Annotated in this window: 18 protein-coding genes; 11 read left to right on the forward strand and 7 right to left on the reverse strand. The window is 53.9% G+C overall.

Annotated elements, in window-relative coordinates; genetic code table 11:
• Positions 1-142 precede the first annotated feature (142 nt).
• Positions 143-1,258, reverse strand: a complete 1,116-nt coding sequence (ydiK, locus tag ACOTY5_RS05055; RefSeq protein ID WP_015570721.1) for an AI-2E family transporter YdiK — start codon at positions 1,256-1,258, stop codon at positions 143-145.
• Positions 1,259-1,457: 199 nt separating this feature from the next.
• On the opposite strand from ydiK, the gene ydiJ reads away from it, so the two are divergent.
• The 3 genes from ydiJ (at position 1,458) to ACOTY5_RS05070 (ending at position 5,201) form a co-directional block, all read left to right on the forward strand.
• A complete protein-coding gene (ydiJ, locus tag ACOTY5_RS05060; protein WP_045141504.1) occupies positions 1,458-4,514 on the forward strand; it encodes a D-2-hydroxyglutarate dehydrogenase YdiJ in 3,057 nt (1,018 codons plus the stop codon).
• Positions 4,511-4,921 carry a 1,4-dihydroxy-2-naphthoyl-CoA hydrolase gene (menI, locus tag ACOTY5_RS05065; RefSeq protein WP_015570720.1) on the forward strand — a complete coding sequence of 137 codons (411 nt, stop codon included), beginning with the start codon at positions 4,511-4,513 and terminating at the stop codon, positions 4,919-4,921. The genes ydiJ and menI overlap by 4 nt, the downstream gene beginning before the upstream one ends.
• An 85-nt stretch (positions 4,922-5,006) precedes the next feature.
• Complete coding sequence (locus ACOTY5_RS05070) at positions 5,007-5,201, forward strand: YdiH family protein (protein WP_003857766.1); 195 nt, start codon at positions 5,007-5,009, stop codon at positions 5,199-5,201.
• A 46-nt stretch (positions 5,202-5,247) separates the two neighbouring features.
• Here ACOTY5_RS05070 and ACOTY5_RS05075 read toward each other — a convergent pair whose 3' ends face one another.
• Both ACOTY5_RS05075 and ACOTY5_RS05080 read right to left on the reverse strand, forming a co-directional pair.
• Positions 5,248-5,877: a helix-turn-helix domain-containing protein gene (locus tag ACOTY5_RS05075; RefSeq protein ID WP_023296357.1), complete on the reverse strand. Its 630-nt coding sequence runs from the start codon at positions 5,875-5,877 to the stop codon at positions 5,248-5,250.
• A 77-nt stretch (positions 5,878-5,954) separates the two neighbouring features.
• A complete protein-coding gene (locus ACOTY5_RS05080) occupies positions 5,955-6,614 on the reverse strand; it encodes a winged helix-turn-helix transcriptional regulator (protein ID WP_015570718.1) in 660 nt (219 codons plus the stop codon).
• 354 nt (positions 6,615-6,968) lie between these two features.
• Here ACOTY5_RS05080 and ACOTY5_RS05085 point away from each other — a divergent pair, with 354 nt between their 5' ends.
• Genes ACOTY5_RS05085 through ACOTY5_RS05110 form a run of 6 tightly spaced genes read left to right on the forward strand, consistent with a single transcriptional unit; the run spans position 6,969 to position 12,972 of the window.
• Complete coding sequence (locus ACOTY5_RS05085) at positions 6,969-7,499, forward strand: fimbrial protein (protein ID WP_015570717.1); 531 nt, start codon at positions 6,969-6,971, stop codon at positions 7,497-7,499.
• A 56-nt stretch (positions 7,500-7,555) separates the two neighbouring features.
• Positions 7,556-8,233 carry a fimbrial biogenesis chaperone gene (locus tag ACOTY5_RS05090; protein WP_015570716.1) on the forward strand — a complete coding sequence of 226 codons (678 nt, stop codon included), beginning with the start codon at positions 7,556-7,558 and terminating at the stop codon, positions 8,231-8,233.
• Between the two features lie 27 nt (positions 8,234-8,260).
• The gene (locus ACOTY5_RS05095) at positions 8,261-10,804 is read left to right on the forward strand and encodes a fimbria/pilus outer membrane usher protein (protein ID WP_045141505.1); all 2,544 of its coding nucleotides are present in this window, start codon (positions 8,261-8,263) and stop codon (positions 10,802-10,804) included.
• Position 10,805: 1 nt separating this feature from the next.
• Entirely contained in the window at positions 10,806-11,753 is a 948-nt protein-coding gene (locus ACOTY5_RS05100) for a fimbrial protein (RefSeq protein ID WP_045141506.1), read from the forward strand.
• Positions 11,754-11,764: 11 nt separating this feature from the next.
• Positions 11,765-12,277, forward strand: coding sequence for a fimbrial protein (locus ACOTY5_RS05105; protein ID WP_045141507.1), 513 nt, complete (start codon positions 11,765-11,767; stop codon positions 12,275-12,277).
• Positions 12,278-12,318: 41 nt separating this feature from the next.
• On the forward strand, positions 12,319-12,972 hold the full coding sequence (locus ACOTY5_RS05110; RefSeq protein WP_015570713.1) for a helix-turn-helix transcriptional regulator: 654 nt from the start codon (positions 12,319-12,321) through the stop codon (positions 12,970-12,972).
• Positions 12,973-13,024: 52 nt separating this feature from the next.
• On the opposite strand, the gene fdhF is transcribed toward ACOTY5_RS05110, so the two are convergent.
• From fdhF to ycgZ, 4 genes are all read right to left on the reverse strand, one after another.
• Positions 13,025-15,175 (reverse strand): formate dehydrogenase subunit alpha, encoded by a 2,151-nt coding sequence (gene fdhF / locus ACOTY5_RS05115; RefSeq protein WP_032648089.1) that lies wholly within the window; start codon positions 15,173-15,175, stop codon positions 13,025-13,027.
• Between the two features lie 188 nt (positions 15,176-15,363).
• Positions 15,364-15,642 carry a biofilm/acid-resistance regulator YmgB/AriR gene (locus tag ACOTY5_RS05120; protein WP_003857748.1) on the reverse strand — a complete coding sequence of 93 codons (279 nt, stop codon included), beginning with the start codon at positions 15,640-15,642 and terminating at the stop codon, positions 15,364-15,366.
• Positions 15,643-15,671: 29 nt separating this feature from the next.
• The gene (locus ACOTY5_RS05125) at positions 15,672-15,992 is read right to left on the reverse strand and encodes a hypothetical protein (protein ID WP_032648090.1); all 321 of its coding nucleotides are present in this window, start codon (positions 15,990-15,992) and stop codon (positions 15,672-15,674) included.
• Positions 15,993-15,996: 4 nt separating this feature from the next.
• Entirely contained in the window at positions 15,997-16,236 is a 240-nt protein-coding gene (gene ycgZ, locus ACOTY5_RS05130; protein ID WP_045141508.1) for a regulatory protein YcgZ, read from the reverse strand.
• A gap of 339 nt (positions 16,237-16,575) precedes the next feature.
• Between ycgZ and ACOTY5_RS05135 the strand changes: the two genes are divergently transcribed.
• On the forward strand, positions 16,576-17,796 hold the full coding sequence (locus ACOTY5_RS05135) for a diguanylate phosphodiesterase (protein WP_015570710.1): 1,221 nt from the start codon (positions 16,576-16,578) through the stop codon (positions 17,794-17,796).
• Between the two features lie 188 nt (positions 17,797-17,984).
• Positions 17,985-18,713 carry a MerR family transcriptional regulator gene (locus ACOTY5_RS05140; RefSeq protein ID WP_017384631.1) on the forward strand — a complete coding sequence of 243 codons (729 nt, stop codon included), beginning with the start codon at positions 17,985-17,987 and terminating at the stop codon, positions 18,711-18,713.
• The last annotated feature ends 285 nt before the right edge of the window (positions 18,714-18,998 follow it).

The raw sequence follows: 18,998 nt of genomic DNA on the forward strand, positions 1-18,998 counted from the left end.
AAGATTTCTTGAAGAGAATGACGGTTTTAGGCAGAAAAAGGCGGGTCTGACCAGTGTGCAGAGAATAAATAGTTTAGCAACGTTTAAGTATTGCTGTGGAGAGTATAGCCGGGTAAGCGTTAGCGCCACCCGGCCTACGTTCTTACTGCGCGTTCTTATCTTCCAGTTCTTCAAGTTCGCTTAAGATGACGTCAGGGTCGGTTCCCGGCGGCGGCACTTCATGCACCCAGGCGGAGAAGAGACGCCAGGTTACCGCAAGCAGCACCGGACCGATGAACAGGCCAATCATGCCGAAGGCAATTAACCCCCCGATCACCCCGGACAGGATCAGAATCAGCGGCAGGTCAGCGCCCATGCGGATGAGGAGGGGACGGATCACGTTATCCATGGTGCCCACCACGCAACTCCAGACCAGTAGCACCGTGCCCCAGGTCGTGTCCCCCGTCCAGTAAAGCCAGATAATGCAGGGAACCAGCACCAGCAGCGGACCGAGCTGAGCCAGACAGGTCATCAGCATGACGACGGTGAAAATGGTGGCATAAGGTACGCCGGAAATTGCCAGCCCGATTCCGCCAAGTACAGCCTGCACCAGCGCTGTGACCACCACGCCGAGCGCTACCGCGCGGACGGCCTGGGCTGCCAGCAGCACGGCCGCATCGCCGCGTTTACCTGCCAGTCGGGTGGCGAAATGACGTACCCCCAGCGCAACCTGCTCGCCGCGCCAGTACAGCAGGGCGCTGAAGACCAGCATCAACGTACAGTGCATCATGAAGCGACCAATGTGCGCAGCCTGCCCCACAAACCAGGTGGTGGTTGTGCCGATGTACGGACGCACTTTGGCCATCAGGGCGCTACCGCCCATCTCCAGCAGGCTGTGCCAGCCGCTGTACAGTTTTGCGCCCACAACAGGAATACTGTTCAGCCACGCGAGATCCGGCAGCGTCATATCACCGCTGGTGACCGCGCGAATAACCGGGCCGCTACTGTCAACCAGGCTGTTAACCAGCAGTGCAATGGGAATAATAAACAGCAGGAACAACAGCAGCGTCATCACCAGCACGGCCAGGCCGCGGCGACCAAACAGCAGTTTCTGCAAACGTAAGAGTAAAGGCCAGGTTGCGACGACGACGGTCGCGGCCCAGGCAAATCCGAGCACGAAAGGACGAACAATCCACAGACACGCAATAATCATAATGGCTAAGAACAGCACCGACAGCAGTATCTGCGCGACATCCCTGGGCTGACGAAGATTGACCATAAACGAAACTTTCCTTAAATGAACACCAGCAAGGCTGATGGGAATATAAACCGCATCTCTCTAATCATTAGTGATTTCAGCGATTTTTGACAGGCGGATTTTGCCCGTAATTCTACGAAGCACATAAGAAAAAAATGTGATAAAACTTTCCAGACACAACGCAAACGATTTCACACTATTCTCATTAGGGTCGACAGCAATGATCCCACAGATTTCTCAGGCACCGGGCGTCGTTCAGCTGGTGCTTAATTTTTTGCAGGCACTGGAGCAACAGGGTTTTACAGGTGACACCGCCACCGATTATGCCGACAGGCTGACGATGGCGACCGATAACAGTATTTACCAGCTTCTTCCCGATGCCGTCGTTTTCCCGCGCTCTACCGCCGATGTTGCGCTCATCGCCCGTCTGGCGTCGCAGGAGCGTTTCAGCACCCTGGTCTTTACCCCACGCGGCGGCGGGACGGGTACCAACGGGCAGGCGCTGAACCAGGGCATCATCATTGATATGTCCCGCTATATGAACCGCATCATTGAGATCAACCCGGAAGAGGGGTGGGTGCGAGTGGAAGCGGGGGTGATCAAAGATCAGCTGAATCAGTTTTTGAAACCTTACGGCTATTTTTTTGCGCCAGAGCTTTCCACCAGTAACCGCGCGACCATTGGCGGGATGATCAACACCGATGCCTCGGGGCAGGGCTCGCTGGTCTACGGCAAAACCTCCGATCACGTTATGGGTGTGCGGGCGGTGCTGCTGGGGGGCGATATCCTCGATACCCAACCGATGCCGATCGAGCTGGCCGAAACTCTGGCAAAAGAGAGCACCACCAGCGGACGGATTTATCGTACCGTGCTGGAGCGCTGCCGCGAAAATCGCGAACTGATCCTCAACAAATTCCCGAAGCTCAACCGCTTCCTGACGGGCTACGATCTGCGCCATGTCTTTAATGACGATCTGAGCCAGTTCGATCTTACCCGCGTACTGACCGGGTCAGAAGGGACGCTGGCCTTCATCACCGAGGCGCGTCTGGATATCACCCGGTTGCCAAAGGTGCGCCGTCTGGTGAACGTCAAATACAACTCCTTTGACTCCGCGCTGCGTAATGCACCGTTTATGGTGGAGGCGCGGGCGCTGTCGGTGGAAACCGTCGATTCAAAAGTTCTGAACCTGGCCCGGGAAGATATCGTCTGGCATTCGGTGAGCGAACTGATTACTGACGTGCCGGATAAAGAGATGCTCGGCCTGAACATCGTCGAGTTCGCCGGGGATGACGCAGAGCTGATTGAGAGCCAGGTGAGCACGCTCTGCCAGCGTCTGGACGAGCTGATTGCCCAGGGGGAAGGCGGCGTCATTGGCTGGCAGCTGTGTAACGATCTCTCCGGCATCGAGCGAATCTACGCGATGCGTAAAAAAGCGGTGGGGCTGCTCGGCAACGCGAAAGGGGCGGCGAAGCCGATTCCGTTTGCGGAAGATACCTGCGTGCCGCCGGAACACCTTGCTGATTATATTGTGGAGTTTCGCGCGCTGCTCGACAGCCATGGTCTGAGCTATGGCATGTTCGGGCACGTGGACGCGGGTGTGCTGCACGTGCGCCCGGCGCTGGACATGTGCGACCCGCAGCAGGAGATCCTGATGAAGGAGATCTCCGACGAGGTCGTGGCCCTCACGGCCAAATACGGCGGCTTGTTATGGGGCGAGCACGGCAAAGGATTCCGCGCCGAGTACAGCCCGGCGTTTTTTGGCGAAAAACTTTACGCCGAGCTGCGTAAGGTGAAAGCCGCTTTTGATCCCGATAACCGCCTCAACCCGGGAAAAATCTGCCCGCCGGAGGGCATTGATGCGCCGATGTTGCAGGTGGACGCCGTCAAGCGCGGCACCTATGACCGACAAATTCCGATTGCGGTACGCGCTTCCTGGCGCGGCGCGATGGAGTGCAACGGCAACGGGCTGTGCTTCAACTTCGATGTGAAAAGCCCGATGTGTCCGTCGATGAAAATCACCAGCAACCGCATTCATTCCCCGAAAGGGCGTGCCACGCTGGTGCGCGAATGGCTGCGCCTGCTGGCCGACCGCGGCGTTGACCCGCTCAAGCTGGAACAGGAGCTGCCGGAAAAACGCGCCAGCCTGCGCGGGCTTATCGAACGCACCCGCAATAGCTGGCATGCGAACAAAGGCGAATACGATTTCTCGCATGAGGTGAAAGAGGCGATGTCCGGCTGCCTGGCGTGCAAGGCGTGTTCAACCCAGTGCCCGATTAAAATTGACGTACCGGAATTCCGTTCCCGCTTCCTCCAGCTGTACCACACGCGTTATCTGCGCCCGATGCGCGATCATCTGGTGGCGACGGTGGAGAGTTACGCGCCGCTGATGGCCCGTGCGCCAAAAACCTTTAACTTCTTTATCAACCAGCCGCTGGTGCGCAAACTGTCAGAAAACCATATCGGCATGGTGGACCTGCCGCTGCTGTCGGTGCCATCACTCCAGCGTCGGCTGGTGGGGCACCGCTCGGCGAACATGACCCTGGAACAACTGGAAGCATTAAGCCCTGAGCAGAAAGCGAAGGTGGTGCTGGTAGTGCAGGATCCGTTTACCAGCTATTACGATGCCCAGGTGGTGGCCGATTTTGTCCGACTGGCCGAGAAAATCGGCTACCAGCCGGTGGTGCTGCCGTTCTCGCCGAACGGCAAGGCGCAGCACATAAAAGGTTTCCTCACCCGCTTTGCGAAAACCGCGCAGAAAACTTCAGATTTTCTGAATCGCGTGGCGCAGCTCGGTATGCCGATGGTGGGCGTCGATCCGGCGCTGGTGCTCTGTTACCGGGATGAATATAAGCAGACGCTCGGCGATAAGCGCGGTGATTTTCAGGTCTTACTGGTGCACGAGTGGCTGCCTGCGGTGCTGACGCAAACGCCCACTCAGGAGGTGAGTGGAGAAGCCTGGTATCTGTTTGGGCATTGCACTGAAGTGACGGCGCTGCCGACGGCGCCTGCCCAGTGGGCTTCTATCTTTGCCCGGTTTGGCGCGAAGCTGGAAAGCGTTAACGTGGGCTGCTGCGGTATGGCCGGAACCTACGGCCATGAAGTCAAAAACCACGCTAATTCGCTCGGCATTTACGAGCTGTCATGGCATCAGGCGATGCAGCGCCTGCCACGCAACCGCTGTCTGGCGACGGGTTACTCCTGCCGCAGCCAGGTGAAACGGGTGGAAGGTAACGGCGTCCGCCATCCATTGCAGGCTTTACTGGAGATTATCGGATGATCTGGAAACGTGCGGTCACGCTGGAGGCCTTAAATGCCATGGGCGCGGAGAACATGGTCGGTTTGCTGGATATCCAGTTCACGCGCATTGGCGACAACGAACTGGAAGCGACGATGCCGGTAGACAGCCGTACTCATCAACCGTTTGGCCTGTTGCACGGCGGCGCGTCCGTCGTGCTGGCCGAAACGCTGGGGTCGGTGGCGGGCTACCTGTGTACGGAAGGAGAGCAGAAGGTGGTGGGTCTGGAGGTCAATGCCAACCACATCCGCTCCGTTCGCAGCGGGCGCGTGCGCGGCGTCTGCCGGGCGCTGCATGCCGGAAGCCGTCATCAGGTGTGGCAGATTGATATTCTGGACGAGCAGGATCGCCTGTGTTGTTCATCCAGGCTGACGACGGCCGTTGTGTAAAGTTTCCAGATGTCTTGCTTTTGGTCAAAAATTAGCCGCCTGATTGTGATATACTGGTCACGTTTTGAACATAAGCGAGGACATCATGGATACTGAAATAACCCCAACACAGCTGGCAATTGAATATTTACGTCGCGATAAAAGCAATCTGTCTCCCGCGCAGTACCTGAAAAAGCTGAAACAGCTTGAGCTGGAATTTACGGATTTGCTGGCGCTCTCTTCAAACGAACTGAAAGAAGAGATCTACTTTGCCTGGCGGTTGGGCGTTCACGTCCATTAAGCAGTGAAGAAAAGGCCGCAAGCGCGGCCTTTTTTGTGTCTGACATTCAGTATCTGGCAGGCAGTTTGTTAATTTTAATCAGCCGGCCTTCTTCCATTTCGATGAACCCACCCGTTTTCAGATCAGCCAGGATCCGCATTACGCCACTGCGGGAAAGATGGGTTTTATCCCTGATATACCTTTCCGCCGTCACGCTGCGTCGGTAGCTGTCATCTTCCTGCATCAGCAGCACGAGCTGCTGGCGAATCATCTCGTACGCGGTTGGCGCGCCTTTCGGCATGACGTTGTGATAGAGGCGGTTATAGACAAACATCAGATGATTAGAAAGCAGCCCCCACAGCGCCTTCTCTTTGATAATTTGAGCCACCCGATCGGTCGTGAGCACACCAATCAGGCAAGGCGTTACCGTTCGGAGGTAGTCATTAAAATAAATGTCCGTCAGGTTAGCGAGGCCAAACAGGGCGGGACTGCGCGCCGTTGAAAGCATCATGTCGTCGCTTCTTCTGTATATGGCGACCGTGCCATCAAGAATTAAATAACACATGCTCTGCCCGTCAACCTGGAGATCAAGTTGCTCGCCGGGATCGGTTTTATGCGTGGCGCAGTGCGGCTGTAAATGAGAAATCAGTTCCTGAGCATAGGGAGAGCCGCGATGCGATGGTTTGTCAGAAGACATAGCGTAAACCTGGAAAGAGACTGTACTCTCTATAGTGTCGCTCTTCTTTTCCACCTTCTCCAGAGATAAATACAGCCTCAGTACTTACGGGGTAAGTGATGGATCTCAACTAGTACGCCACGCTCCATGGTGATGTATTTCCCCGTCCGCAACTCCGCGAGGATCCGCATAATGCCGCTGCGTGAAAGATAGGTGCGGCTTTTGATATAGGCTGCGGCGGTAATGTTTTGTCTTATGGCTTCCGGCTCCTGCATTAACTCAACCAGTTGAAAGCGGATAATGTCATAAGCCGACATTTGCGATATCTGGGCGCAATGTTCGTAGACGCGCGATGCGGTGTAGATCAGCAGGTTTGAGAAGTGCTCCCATAAATTCTGTTGTGCGACAACATGATTGAAACACGCCAGCGAAACGCTGGCCACCTCTGAAGTTTCCAGCGCTCTGACGTACAGGTGTTCAGACGATAACTGGCTGCTCACGCCGAGTATAAATGGCGCGGATTCAGAATTTAAGACGATACCGTCCCCGCGACGGTGTAACGCCACGCTGCCATGCAACAGTAAAAAGCATTGACGGGTATCGCCGGAGCAATAATGGATAATTTCTCCTCTGGCAATAATGCTTCTCTCCGCATGCGGCAAAACATTATCGATTATTTTTTCAATGTGCTTAAAAGGCTTAGCGCCGAGCACTGTTGACTTATCAATATCTGACTCAGGCGCGAAACGGGTATTCATGTGAAACCTCACTGACTGATGCGATCATTTTTTGATCGGCATAAAGAATTATCTTAAAAACCAGCAGATCAGGGAATGTTTGCGGCGAGTCTAATTATAGACTCGCTTTTTTTTGAGTCTTAATTAATTGAAATTGAAACCTTTTTTATTCAGGTCTAAAAGTAGACTTTGGCCATTATTCTTAAGGTGTTTCCGAGTGAATATGTTTTGTAATTGTTAAAAGAGGGTCTACAGCTAGACCTCAAAATTGATTGTATGCGGAAAAAGAGTTGTATAAATTTTGACTCGTCGGAAGGTCTTTTGTTTCTGCAACTGAATGTCGGTAATAAATAAAGTAATACGGGATATAAAATTATGAATACAAAATTGATGATGGCAATGTTAGCGGCAGGTTCTGTACTCACCATGACCAATGCATTCGCAGCGGCCGGTACCGTTAATTTTAACGGGAATATTCTGGATTCTGCCTGCGACGTTGATGTGGCATCCCAGAATCAGGTGGTGGTATTAGGCGATTATTATAAAACGGAATTCCCGACAACCGGGGCGAGAACGGCTGCGACGCAATTCAATATTATTTTGAAAAACTGTCCGGTAACGGTCACCAATGCAAAAGTCCGTTTTGACGGCACGCCGGATTTAACCAACGCCAGCCTGCTGGCGATTGATACGTCCGTGGCGGGGGCGGCCACCGGGGTGGCGATTAACCTGATGACGGCAGATAAAGCCGATCTGCCGCTGCACGGCAGCAACAGCTATATTTACCCGCTCAGCAGTACGGCTGATAATACACTGAACTTCTACGCGCAGTATATCTCCACCGCGGCATCCGTGACCGCGGGCCCGGCTAACTCGGTCGCAAACTTCTCAGTGGTATACAACTAAGTCATTGCAGTAATCAGCAGGGGGCCGCCCGGCCCCTTGTTTTATGAGGTATTAAAATGCGTTTTATCACGACAATGGGCCTGGCTATGGCGCTGTTACCGCTGACGTTAACATCCGTCAGTGCAGGAGTAATTATTGGCGGCACCCGTATTATTTTTGATGGGACTAAAAAAGAGGCGTCAATAGGTATTACTAATCCTGATAATGTTCCTTATTTAATCCAGTCGTGGATAGATGTTCAGGATGAACAATCGGGTAAAGCGCCTTTTATTATTACGCCACCACTGTATCGGCTGGACGGCGGGCAAAAGAACCTTGAGCGTATTGTCATGACCGGCTCACTGCCTCAGGGGCGGGAGAGTTTATTCTGGCTGAACATTAAAGCTATTCCTTCAGCCTCAAAGCAGATGAACTCGCTGCAAATTGCCGTCAAAACGCGCATCAAATTAATTTATCGACCAGAGACTCTTCGTGCGTCTACCCCCGAGGAGCAAGCCAATAAATTAACCTGGCGTCGTGCGGGAAATACCCTTCAGGTTAATAACCCTACGCCGTACGTTATCAATTTCAATGAAATTACGTTGGGTAATAAGAAGCTTGACGATGTCACGTACGTGATGCCTTCAGGCACAGCCCGTTTTCCGTTACCGAACGGAACCAGTGGCAATACGCTGACGTTTAAAGTCATTAACGATTATGGCAGCCCTGGCGAATTACACCGGGCCAGTTTGTGATCCTTACGCGTTAATCAGGTGTTCGTCATGACAACGGCATTGAATGCAATGCAGCCTGCGCGCCTGGCAATATTTATTGCCCTCGCGCTTGCTGGTGTCTCTCCCACACTGTATGCCAGTGAGACGTTTAATACGGAACTGGTAGAGCTGGATAATCCCGGAATGGGAAAAGCGGATTTATCTGCCTTTGAATCCGGCTCGCAGGCGCCCGGGACATACCACGTTGATATTATTCTTGACGATCGGCTGCTGGAAACGCGGGATATTCGTTTTATGGCAGTGAAGGATGCTAACGGCAGTGAAACGTTGCAGCCTTGCCTGAGTATCGGGCAGTTAAAAGCGTGGGGCGTGAAAACGGCGCTTTTCCCACAGCTTGCCGCCGGGGAAGGTGAATGCGCCGATCTCAGGGCGATCCCACAGGCCAGCGCGGATTTCCAGTTTGGCGCCCAGCGTCTGGCGATTAGCATTCCACAGGCGGCTATAGACCTGCCAGCGAGAGGTTACGTTCCGCCGGATATGTGGGATGAAGGCATTACCGCGGCCATGCTCAACTACAGCCTGAGCGGGGCAAACAGCCGGGCAAGAAGCGGGGCAGGCACCCGCAGCGACAGCCAGTATGCAAACCTGCGGCCGGGGATCAACGTCGGTCCCTGGCGGTTACGCAACTACACCACCTGGTCCCGCGATGCGTCCGGCCAGGATAAGTGGGACAACGTCTATACCTTGATGCAGCGCGCGATTATTCCCCTGCAAGCCCAGCTTACGCTCGGAGACAGTTCCGCGCCTGCCGATGTCTTTGACAGCATGCCGTTTCGCGGCGTCCAGCTGGCGTCCGACGACGATATGCTGCCGGATTCCCTGAAAGGCTATGCGCCGGTGGTGCGCGGTATTGCGCGGACTAACGCGCAGGTCGTGGTGCGTCAGAATGGCTATCAAATCTACCAAAGCTATGTGGCACCGGGCGCGTTTGAGATCGCGGATATGTATCCCACCGGCGGCGCGGGAGACCTTGATGTCACGATCGTCGAAGCTGATGGTAGTGAGCAACATTTCACCCTGCCGTACGCTTCGCTGCCGGTCCTGCAACGGGAGGGGCGCCTGAAATATGCCCTTACCGCCGGGCAGTATCGCTCGTATAACCGTAGCGTGGAGAAAACCCCCTTCGGGCAATTGACCGGAATTTACGGCCTCCCTCATGGTATTACGCTATATGGCGGCGTCCAGGGGGCAGATAAGTACCAGTCGGCGGCTCTGGGGGTGGGCAAGAATATGGGCGATCTCGGGGCTGTATCCGCAGACGTCACTCAGGGCTGGTCAACGCCGGAGCATGCCGCGAAAACAAACGGTCAGTCGTGGCGGGCCCGATACAGCAAGAATTTTATCAATACCGGGACCAACTTTTCGATTGCCGGGTATCGCTACTCGACCCGCGGCTATTACGGGATGCAGGACGTCCTCGATTCGTACGGCGACAGCAGCGCGCTTCAGGACAGGCGACGTAACCGTGCCGAGCTGACGATGAGCCAGACGCTGGGGGACAACCTGGGCGCGCTTACCCTCAGTGCGGCGCGGGAAGATTACTGGAATGACGGTAAGTCGATGGCTTCGTGGAGCGTCGGCTATAGCAACTACTGGCACAACATCAGCTATGGCCTGACATGGACTTACAGCAAAAATGTCCGCTCAGCGTCAGAAACCCGCGACAGCCAAAAAAACGCTGACCATGACCAGTTTCTGGCGTTCAACGTCAGCATTCCGCTGGATAAATTTTTGCCGCAGACATGGGCTAACTATGGCATGAACGCCAGCGGGAATAACGGGACGACGCATAACGTCGGCCTGAACGGGGTAGCGCTCGAGAACCGTGCCCTGAACTGGAACGTACAGCAGGGATACGGAACAGAGGGTGTGGGCTATACCGGCAATGTTAACGCGGACTACAAAGGCACCTATGGCGAAGTCACGGCAGGTTATGGTTATGACAAAAACAGTGAACGCCTGAATTACGGGCTGCAAGGCGGCATTCTCGCCCATGCTGATGGCATCACGCTTTCCCAGCCGCTGGGGGAGACCAGCGTCTTAATCAAAGCCCCTGGCGCCCACGACGTGGATATCCGCAATCAGCCCGGTGTACGGACAGATTTTCGCGGATATACGGTCGTGAGCAACCTTTCTGTCTACCGGAAAAACGATCTCACCCTCGACCCGGAAACGATGCCGGACGATGTCGAGCTGGAGATCAACACTCGCACGGTGACGCCGACGCGGGGAGCGGTGGTGAGAGCCGATTATCTGCCGAAGTCAGGTCGCCGGGTGCTGATGACCCTGACCGACAACGATCGCGCCGTTCCGTTTGGGGCGGTGGTCACCCTTGTGGGTGATGACAGCGGCAGTTTTATTGTCGGCGATCGCGGTCAGGTCTATTTAACCGGGATGCGCGAGCAGGGAACGTTAGTCGCCACATGGGGAAGTCAAGCCAGCCAGCAATGCCGCGCTGATTTCACGCTGCCGAATCACTCAACGTACGGTGGGATCGCTGATATGCGCGCCACCTGCCGTCAGGAACGCTAACATGAAATGTCTTAACGCGATGCTGCTGCTCTGTTTGCTCGCGGCGGGAAGTATCGCTCGGGCCGGTACCTGCACCACTATCACCCCGCAGCTTTCCACCCTGTCCGTGGGGACGATCAACGTGCAGCGCGATGCGCCTGTCGGCACGGTGGTATTTTCCGGCGCAGCGTCAGCCACTGGCTCCTATCTTACCGGGTGTACGAATCCGCTGATGCTGGGATTCAGCATGCGCTACAACAGCGCCACGTTGAGCAGTTACGGCAACCATGTTTACAACACGAACGTCAGCGGGATAGGGATACGCTTTTCCTCCAACGGCTATTTTGAAAACCCGAGCAATACGTTCTCGTACAATGCGCAGACCTCCTATGTGGACTGGTACGGCGGGAGGATTGAGCTGGTGGTGACGGGCCCGGTCTCATCGGGGGTATTAACCCCCGGGACGATCGGTGTCGTGACGCTTCAGGGAAGCGATGGCCTCTACCGTGACGGTCTGACCACGCAGCTCACCTCCGGCACCATCAATGCTCTGGCGTGCACGGTGAATACGGCCCAGCTGACGTTTCCGATAGGGGATATTCCCGCCTCGGCGTTCGGCTCCACGGTGGGCACCACGCCAGCGGGAGCACAGAACACGCAAAACCTGGGCCTGACCTGCGCCGCCGGAACCAATATTACGGTCTCGCTCAGTGGAATACAGAACCCGGACAGCGCCAATACCAGCGTGATGGCCTTAACCGGGCAGGGAAATGCCGGCACTGCGAAAGGGGTGGGGGTGCAGCTTATCTATAACGGTGCACCGCTGGTGATGAACAGCCGACTATTCTTGCGGCAGTCTGCCGGGGGGCAAGAGACGTTGCCATTAACGGCCCGGTATTACCAGACGTTAACCCGCGTGGAGTCAGGTTCAGCGAATGCCTCCGCCACCCTTAATTTGACCTACCAGTAGCAGGTAAGAAGATGAAAATAAGATGCAGGACACTGCTTTTACTTGCCTTACTCAGCGGGAAGGTATGCTCCGCTGATAGCGTCAACATCGGTGTGACGGGAAATATCGTTGCGTCGCCGTGCATATTTAATGGCGGCAGTAACAGCCTTGATGTCAACCTGGGCAATATTCAGGCAACCAATATGGCGACGCCGGGCTCAACATCGGATCCGGTGCCTTTCAGTCTGCTGTTTACCCAGTGCCCAACCGGAACGCAGAGTGTGACCGTCGCTTTCACCGGCAGCCCCGATCCCGAGGCGGGTGCGGACTATTTTATGAACAGCGGTTCGGCCACGCATGTGGCGATAGCCATGCGCGATGCCCAAACCGGCGCGCTTAAAGGAACAGGCACCAGTATGACCCAGACCATTGCCGCGGACAGAACCGCGACAATGGCTATGCTGGCCTCGGTAAAATCTATGCCGGGAGGCGCCACGCCGGGGAGCATCATTGCGGTTGTGGTGATGACGATGCAGTACAACTAAATGCCGGTGATAAGCCTTTTTTAAAGACGTTGGTGTGAACTATGTTAAATATTCTGATTCAGGAAACGGATCTGTTTTTTCAGGCTGGGCTACAGAGCTTTTTCGACGATTTTTTTAAGCATAACTTTCATCGCTCCATCACATTTCACCTGGCGCTGACCAATGAAAACGTCAGCCAGGCTGATATTATTGTTCTTTCATTATGTCAGGGGGAAACGCTGACCTGTTTTCCGGAGTTACTGGCCCGGCAAAAAGGAATTGTGATAGGTCTCGTCGACGATGAGCTGCGCTTTTCGGCGCTGCCTTCCTGCTTTCAGGACATCATTTTTCTCCCGCGCCGGGCGTCGCTTGATCGTATTAGCGGCGTTCTGTTTATCGCTTGGTTCAGGACGCAATTACCAGGTTACACGTTGAATAAAAAGACCTGTTTCGACTGCCAGCATAAAGGGTTATCCCGGCAACAGATTCGTATTATGGTCAATTTTTACCGGGGGCTGTCGGTGGTGCAGACCGCGAACGCGTTGAAGATGAGCGAAAAAACGGTCTTTACCCATAAATATATGATGATGCAGAAATTTAATCTGCGAAGCGATTACGAGCTGATCGTACTGTTGAGAAGGCTGATGGAGAAAAAGAGCCGTCCGAACCTGCTTCGCGATTACCTGGAAAATAATTATGCACAACAGATAACGTAAAACAGCAGCGGATAGCGGGCCGGGCAGCGATAGCCGCCACCCGGCAATGCATTTAAACGTTAACCGCAGCGATCAAACGCGTCTTCATGGTCTGGTACGCGGAAGCCGCAAAATCCTCCGCCCAGCGCTGGTCCTCGATCGCCTCCAGCTGCACGGCGCAATATTTCGTTTCCGGCGTTCTGGAGATCGGGTCGAGATTATCCTGCGTCAGCTCATTACAGGCGCCAATCCACCACTGGTAGGTCATATAGATTGCTCCCGCATTGATGCGCTCGCTGATGCTGGCGCGGGTGATCACTTTACCCCGGCGTGAACGCACCCAGACCAGCTGGCCTTCGGCAATCCCCCGTTCATCCGCATCCGCCGGGTTCATTTGCACCCGGCCCGGCTCGTCGGCCAGGCTTTGCAGCGCTGCGCAGTTCCCGGTCATTGAGCGACAGGAGTAGTGACCCACTTCGCGCACCGTGCACAGTACCAGCGGGTAATCCGCATCCGGTGTCTCCGCCGGGGCGCGCCAGGGGGCGGCAAATAGCTGTCCTTTGCCAGTAGGGGTGTCGAACTGATTATCCTTGTACAGGTAGGGGGTGCCGGGATGATCGAGGGATGGGCAAGGCCACTGCACATGGCCCATCTCGCCCATTTTTTCGTAGGTCACGCCGTAGAAGAGGGGGCACAGCTCGCGCATTTCGTCCCAGATCTGCTGGTTATCCTCGTAATGCATGGGATAGCCCATCTCCGTGGCCAGCAGGCTGATAATCTCCCAGTCGCGCTTCACGTTGCCGCTGGCCTCAACGGCTTTGCCGAAACGCTGGAAGCCGCGATCGGCACAGGTGAACACGCCGGCGTGCTCTCCCCATGAGGTGGCAGGGAGCAGCACGTCAGCCACCTCTGCCGTTTTGGTCATAAAGATGTCCTGAACCACCACAAAATCGAGCGCCTCAAAGCCGCGGCGGACTAGACCCAGATCGGCTTCTGTCTGAAGCGGATCTTCCCCCATGATGTAATACGCTTTGATCTTTCCTTCCAGCGCGAGATGCGGCACTTCGGTGATACGCGTCCCGACGCGATCGTCCATCCGGTTGACATTGATTTTCCACGCATCGGCAAATTTCAGTCTGACCGCCGGGTCAGTGACGTCCTGGTAGCCGGGGAACATATTGGGCAGAACGCCCATATCGCAGGCACCCTGAACGTTATTTTGCCCGCGAACCGGACCCACGCCGACGGCAGGGCGGCCCAGGTTGCCGGTCAGCAGCGCCAGGCTGGAGAGACCTTTCACCACATCGACCGCCTGACCAAACTGCGTGACGCCCATTCCCCACATCACCGTTGCTGAAGGCGCCGCTGCGAACATGCGCATTGCCTGACGAACATCCCGCGCGCGGATCCCCGTCAGATGTTCAACCTGCTCGGGGGCGTAATCTTTTACCGTCAGCCGGTACGCCTCAAGCCCTTCTGTAAAGCGGGCAACGTAGTTTTTGTCGTACAGTTCCTCTTCCAGCAGGACATAGCCAAAGGCATTGACCAGCGCCATGTTACTGCCATTTTTTAGCTGAAGATGAAGATCGGCAATGCGTGCCGTTTCAATATGACGCGGATCGCAGACGATGATTTTAGCGCCATTTTCACGTGCTTTAAGCACGCGTCGGGCGACGATGGGGTGAGAGTCGGCGCAGTTATAGCCGAATACCAGCAGGCATTTTGAGTTTTCAATATCGTTAATGGAATTGCTCATGGCGCCGTTGCCGAGGGTCTCCTGTAAACCGGCAACGGACGGACCGTGACAGACGCGGGCGCAGCAGTCGACGTTGTTAGTATTCAGCACCGCTCGGGCAAATTTTTGCATCACATAGTTGGTCTCATTGCCCGTTCCCCGTGAGGAACCCGTAGTCATAATGGACCGAGGGCCATACTGTTCTTTGATGCTTTTAAGCCTGTGAGCGGTATAGCGAATGGCCTCTTCCCAGGTAACAGGGGTAAAGGCCTCGCCTTTGCTGTAGCGGATCATGGGCTGCGTCAGACGGGGGGTAAGCAGCCGTGTGTCGTTAAGAAAGTCCCAGCCGTAGAACCCTTTCAGGCAAAGCGTGCCCTGATTGGTTACGCCATCAGCGGCTTCGGCACGGATAATCCGGTTATTTTTAACGACGAGGTTTAGTTTGCAGCCTGCACCGCAGTAGGGGCAGACGCTGGCGATTTTTTTCATCAATAACAGACCTGTTAAGAAATGAAGCAATGTTTACTGGAAAGCCCCGTCCCTTAGCGGACTAAGCAGGATCCATGCCACATTCAGCGTTCTTGATTAACAGGGCGTTAGAGGAGAGAGGGTGTGTCATCGTCAGTCTGTTCGTCAGAATTGACGATGACACGCTATCCGTAGGGATGGGGGAGGCGTTAAAGATCGTCCATGGTGTAACCGACGACAATTTCCAGCGTCTTGCGGATCACATCCGCCTTAACGACATCATCGGTGGATTCCAGCGTCTGGATTAGCCAGAGAATGATCGCTTTGTTGGTCAAATGACCTTCGGAAGCGAGAACACAACGAACCGCAGTCGAAAAAATGGCAGACTCTTCAGCAAAGCGATCGCCTGCGTGACGGAAATACTCCGACAACGCGCTATCTAAAAAGGCGGAGTGGTATTCGGGTTGAAGCTGAATATTTTGTCTCATTTGTTCTCACCGTAGCTGTAAAGTTGTAGTCAATGTATCTTTTTAGGATCGGACGGTTTTCCATTTCCAAATAACGGCACTACATTGTCTCGGTTATTTTTGAGAGATCCCTCTCTCTGTATTCGTCCTTGTGCGGTTCTGCGACCTTTAAAAGCGACCGTGCCAGAGCTGATTTCAGCTATCACTCGCGCTAATGTCTCCCGCCGCTGGGGATCCGTTTCATATGCTTGCATGTTACGCAGACGCTGAACCAATCCCTCGGTCGTCACGGGACCGCGCTCCTTCAAAAGTGAAAGAGCGGCTTCTCCAATAAGCTTGTCGATTAGTCTGTCCGCATCACTGCTGTTCATGACATTAACGTTCGAAGAGCAGGCCAAGAAGCATGTGATAATGATGTTCCTCTTCCGGGCCACTGGCCTTTTCAAGGCGACTCAACAGTTTTGTGCAGAGCGATTTGCGATTCAGATTTCGCCCGTCGCTAAGGATTTCAACAACAACCTGACCCAATGTTTCCTGTTGGGTTGGAAGCGCGGCTTTTTCGAAATACTGCGCAATCGCTGTTGCCGAGTCTGCGAGGTGTCCGTTCTGCTGCATGTTTCGCTCCTGTAAATTTTCGTAATCAGTAACGTTACATTTAAGGTATACATAATTTTCAAATCTGTACATTTAAAATGTACAATTTTTTAAATATTTTATAATATATTTTATAAAATCATTATTTATCATATGCTTATTCTTATACGATTTACTGCGGTATTCACAAGATATATTGTACAATTCGAAGCGGCGTCGCAGAGTTGTACAAGCCCGTAAATGACGCAAAAAAGCCGTGTAAATCGTTGAGATGTAAATTATTTGTTGGGCAATTAATGTGCTATAACAGAGTTTTCCCCACGTGTTTTCGTGGTCACCCCCTCAATCTTCAGGATTAGCATGCTCACAACCATCATTTACCGCAGTCACATCTGCGAGGACGTTCCAGTGAAAGCGCTGGAAGACATGGTCGCTGCTGCAAATTGTAGAAATCGCCAGTTCGATGTGACGGGGATTTTGCTGTTTAACGGCACACACTTTTTTCAGTTACTTGAAGGGCCCGCTGATAACGTTAAGGAGATCTATGAGCTCATCTGCCGTGACCCACGGCATCACAACGTGGTCGAATTGTTAAGCGATCACGGGCCTTCAAGACGTTTTGGCAACGTGGGTATGGAGCTCTTTGACCTTCGTCAGTACGATACCGACGAAGTGCTGCAACAGGTACTCGATAAAGGCACAACCCGCTATCAGCTGACCTATAACGATCGCGCCCTGCAATTTTTCCGCACCTTCGTTGAGGCCACTGAAAAAGCCAACTACTTTGAGCTGCCTCCGGCTGACGCCTGGGAGTTTGTCACCGAAAACACGCCGTTATCCTCCCAGCCGACTGTAGTGGCAAAGGGCGCGGACTGTAGTTTCGCATTTCAACCTATCGTCGATCCGTTTATGCAGCAGGTAGTTTCCTGGGAAGCCCTGATCCGCACGCCGTCCGGTGAGTCCCCGGAAAGCTATTTTGCCAACCTGTCGCGTGAGGCGCTGTACGAATCGGATCTGAAGAGTAAACAGGTGGCTTTGTCGATGGCCAGCGCGCTGGGCCTACAGACTCAAACGTTGTCCATTAATCTGCTGCCGATGACGCTGGTCAATGTTCCTGGCGCCGTCGATTTTTTACTGACGGCAATTGAGGCGAACGGTTTTGTGCCGGAGCAAATTGTGGTCGAGTTCACCGAGAGCGAGGCGATCTCGCGCTTCGAAGAGTTCACCAGCGCGGTCAGACAGCTTAAAAGCGCCGGGATCAGCGTGGCCATCGATCACTTTGGCGCGGGATTCGCCGGTCTGCAACTGCTGGCCCAGTTTCAGCCGGACAGAATCAAGATCAACCGTGATTTGATTGCCAACGTGCACAAGAGCGGCCCGCGTCAGGCGATCATTCAGTCAATTATTAAATGCTGCGCGTCCCTGGAAATTCTGTTCTGTGCGGTAGGCGTAGAGTTGGCTGAAGAGTGGATGTGGCTGGAATCAGCCGGGATTTCTCAGTTCCAGGGGCACCTTTTCGCCAGCCCGCGCCTGGGGGGCATACCGGCGATTGCCTGGCCCGAGAAAAAGTACGATTTATAAAAACCTGTACGTAACTCTTAAAAGTGACCTGTACGTACGGCTAAATTTATACAACAATACATTAACGAGTGAGTGGTTCGTTGAGCCATTCACTTGTCTCAGAACGAGGAGTTAGTTATACAAATGATTTGTACAATCTGATAAGGTTGGTTTGGTTAGGTATGGAAGTATTGTGCGTGAGGGAGTTAATGGCCTATTACAGTATCGGCGAAGTGGCCGAACGATGCGGTATCAACCCCGTTACGCTGCGTGCCTGGCAGCGCCGTTATGGATTGTTGAAGCCGCAGCGAAGCGAAGGGGGTCATCGTCAGTTTGACGATGAAGATATCCTGCGTATCGAAGAGATCAAACGCCTGATGAAAACGGGTGTTTCGGTCGGTAAAGTAAAAGCGCTTCTTGAAAATACAGAAGTAATGACTCAGGGGAACTGGGCATCTTTTCAGGAAGAGATGTTAACCGTTCTGCGCTATGCCAATCCGGCAAAACTGCGCGCCAAAATCGGCGAGTTCCGCCGTGACCATGCGATGGATGTTCTGATAGATAACATCATCACCCCTGTGCGGCAGCGAATGAACCAGGACCAGAATACGGTGCGCCACATGGCGAGCCTGCTGGACGGTGTCCTGATTGAGTTTGCCGTTGCAAGCCTGGGTGAGTCGCGAAAAAAAGCAGGTAAGGATGCGCTGCTGATTGGGTGGGAGTGCGACGACCGTACGCATTTGTGGCTGGAAGCGGCCCGTCTTGCCTACAAAGGCTGGCATATCGACGTGCTGGCTGAGCCGATTGATTCTCCACGTCCTGAACTCTTCCCCGGGCAAAAAATCTTCGTCTGGACCGGTAAAGCGCCTACGCCTCGTCAACAGGAGCAGCTCGACCACTGGCGTGAACAGGGTTTCGCCGTTTCGTTCCATCACTGATGTTAAGGGGTCCGTCAGGGCCTTTTTGTCTTTTCGAGTCAGCTTTCTTATTGGAAGATAGCTATCTCAAAAATAGGTATTTCCAATACAATTTTTCTCATTGCCCGCCAACTTACCGCCTATCTTATGAAATGCATTATTTATCAATACATTGAACAAATCTAACCATCCCATCCGCATCCCGTCACAGGGTCTATGCTTAATGAAAGTAGCCAAAAAGGGCGGTTTAGCCCAAAGCCCCTGCTCGCAGGGGGTTGAAGTGATAATCGTTATCACTAACATGGT

This window comes from Enterobacter cloacae complex sp. SHL018 (assembly GCF_049237905.1).
GTDB classification, from domain to species: Bacteria; Pseudomonadota; Gammaproteobacteria; order Enterobacterales; family Enterobacteriaceae; genus Enterobacter; species Enterobacter hormaechei_C.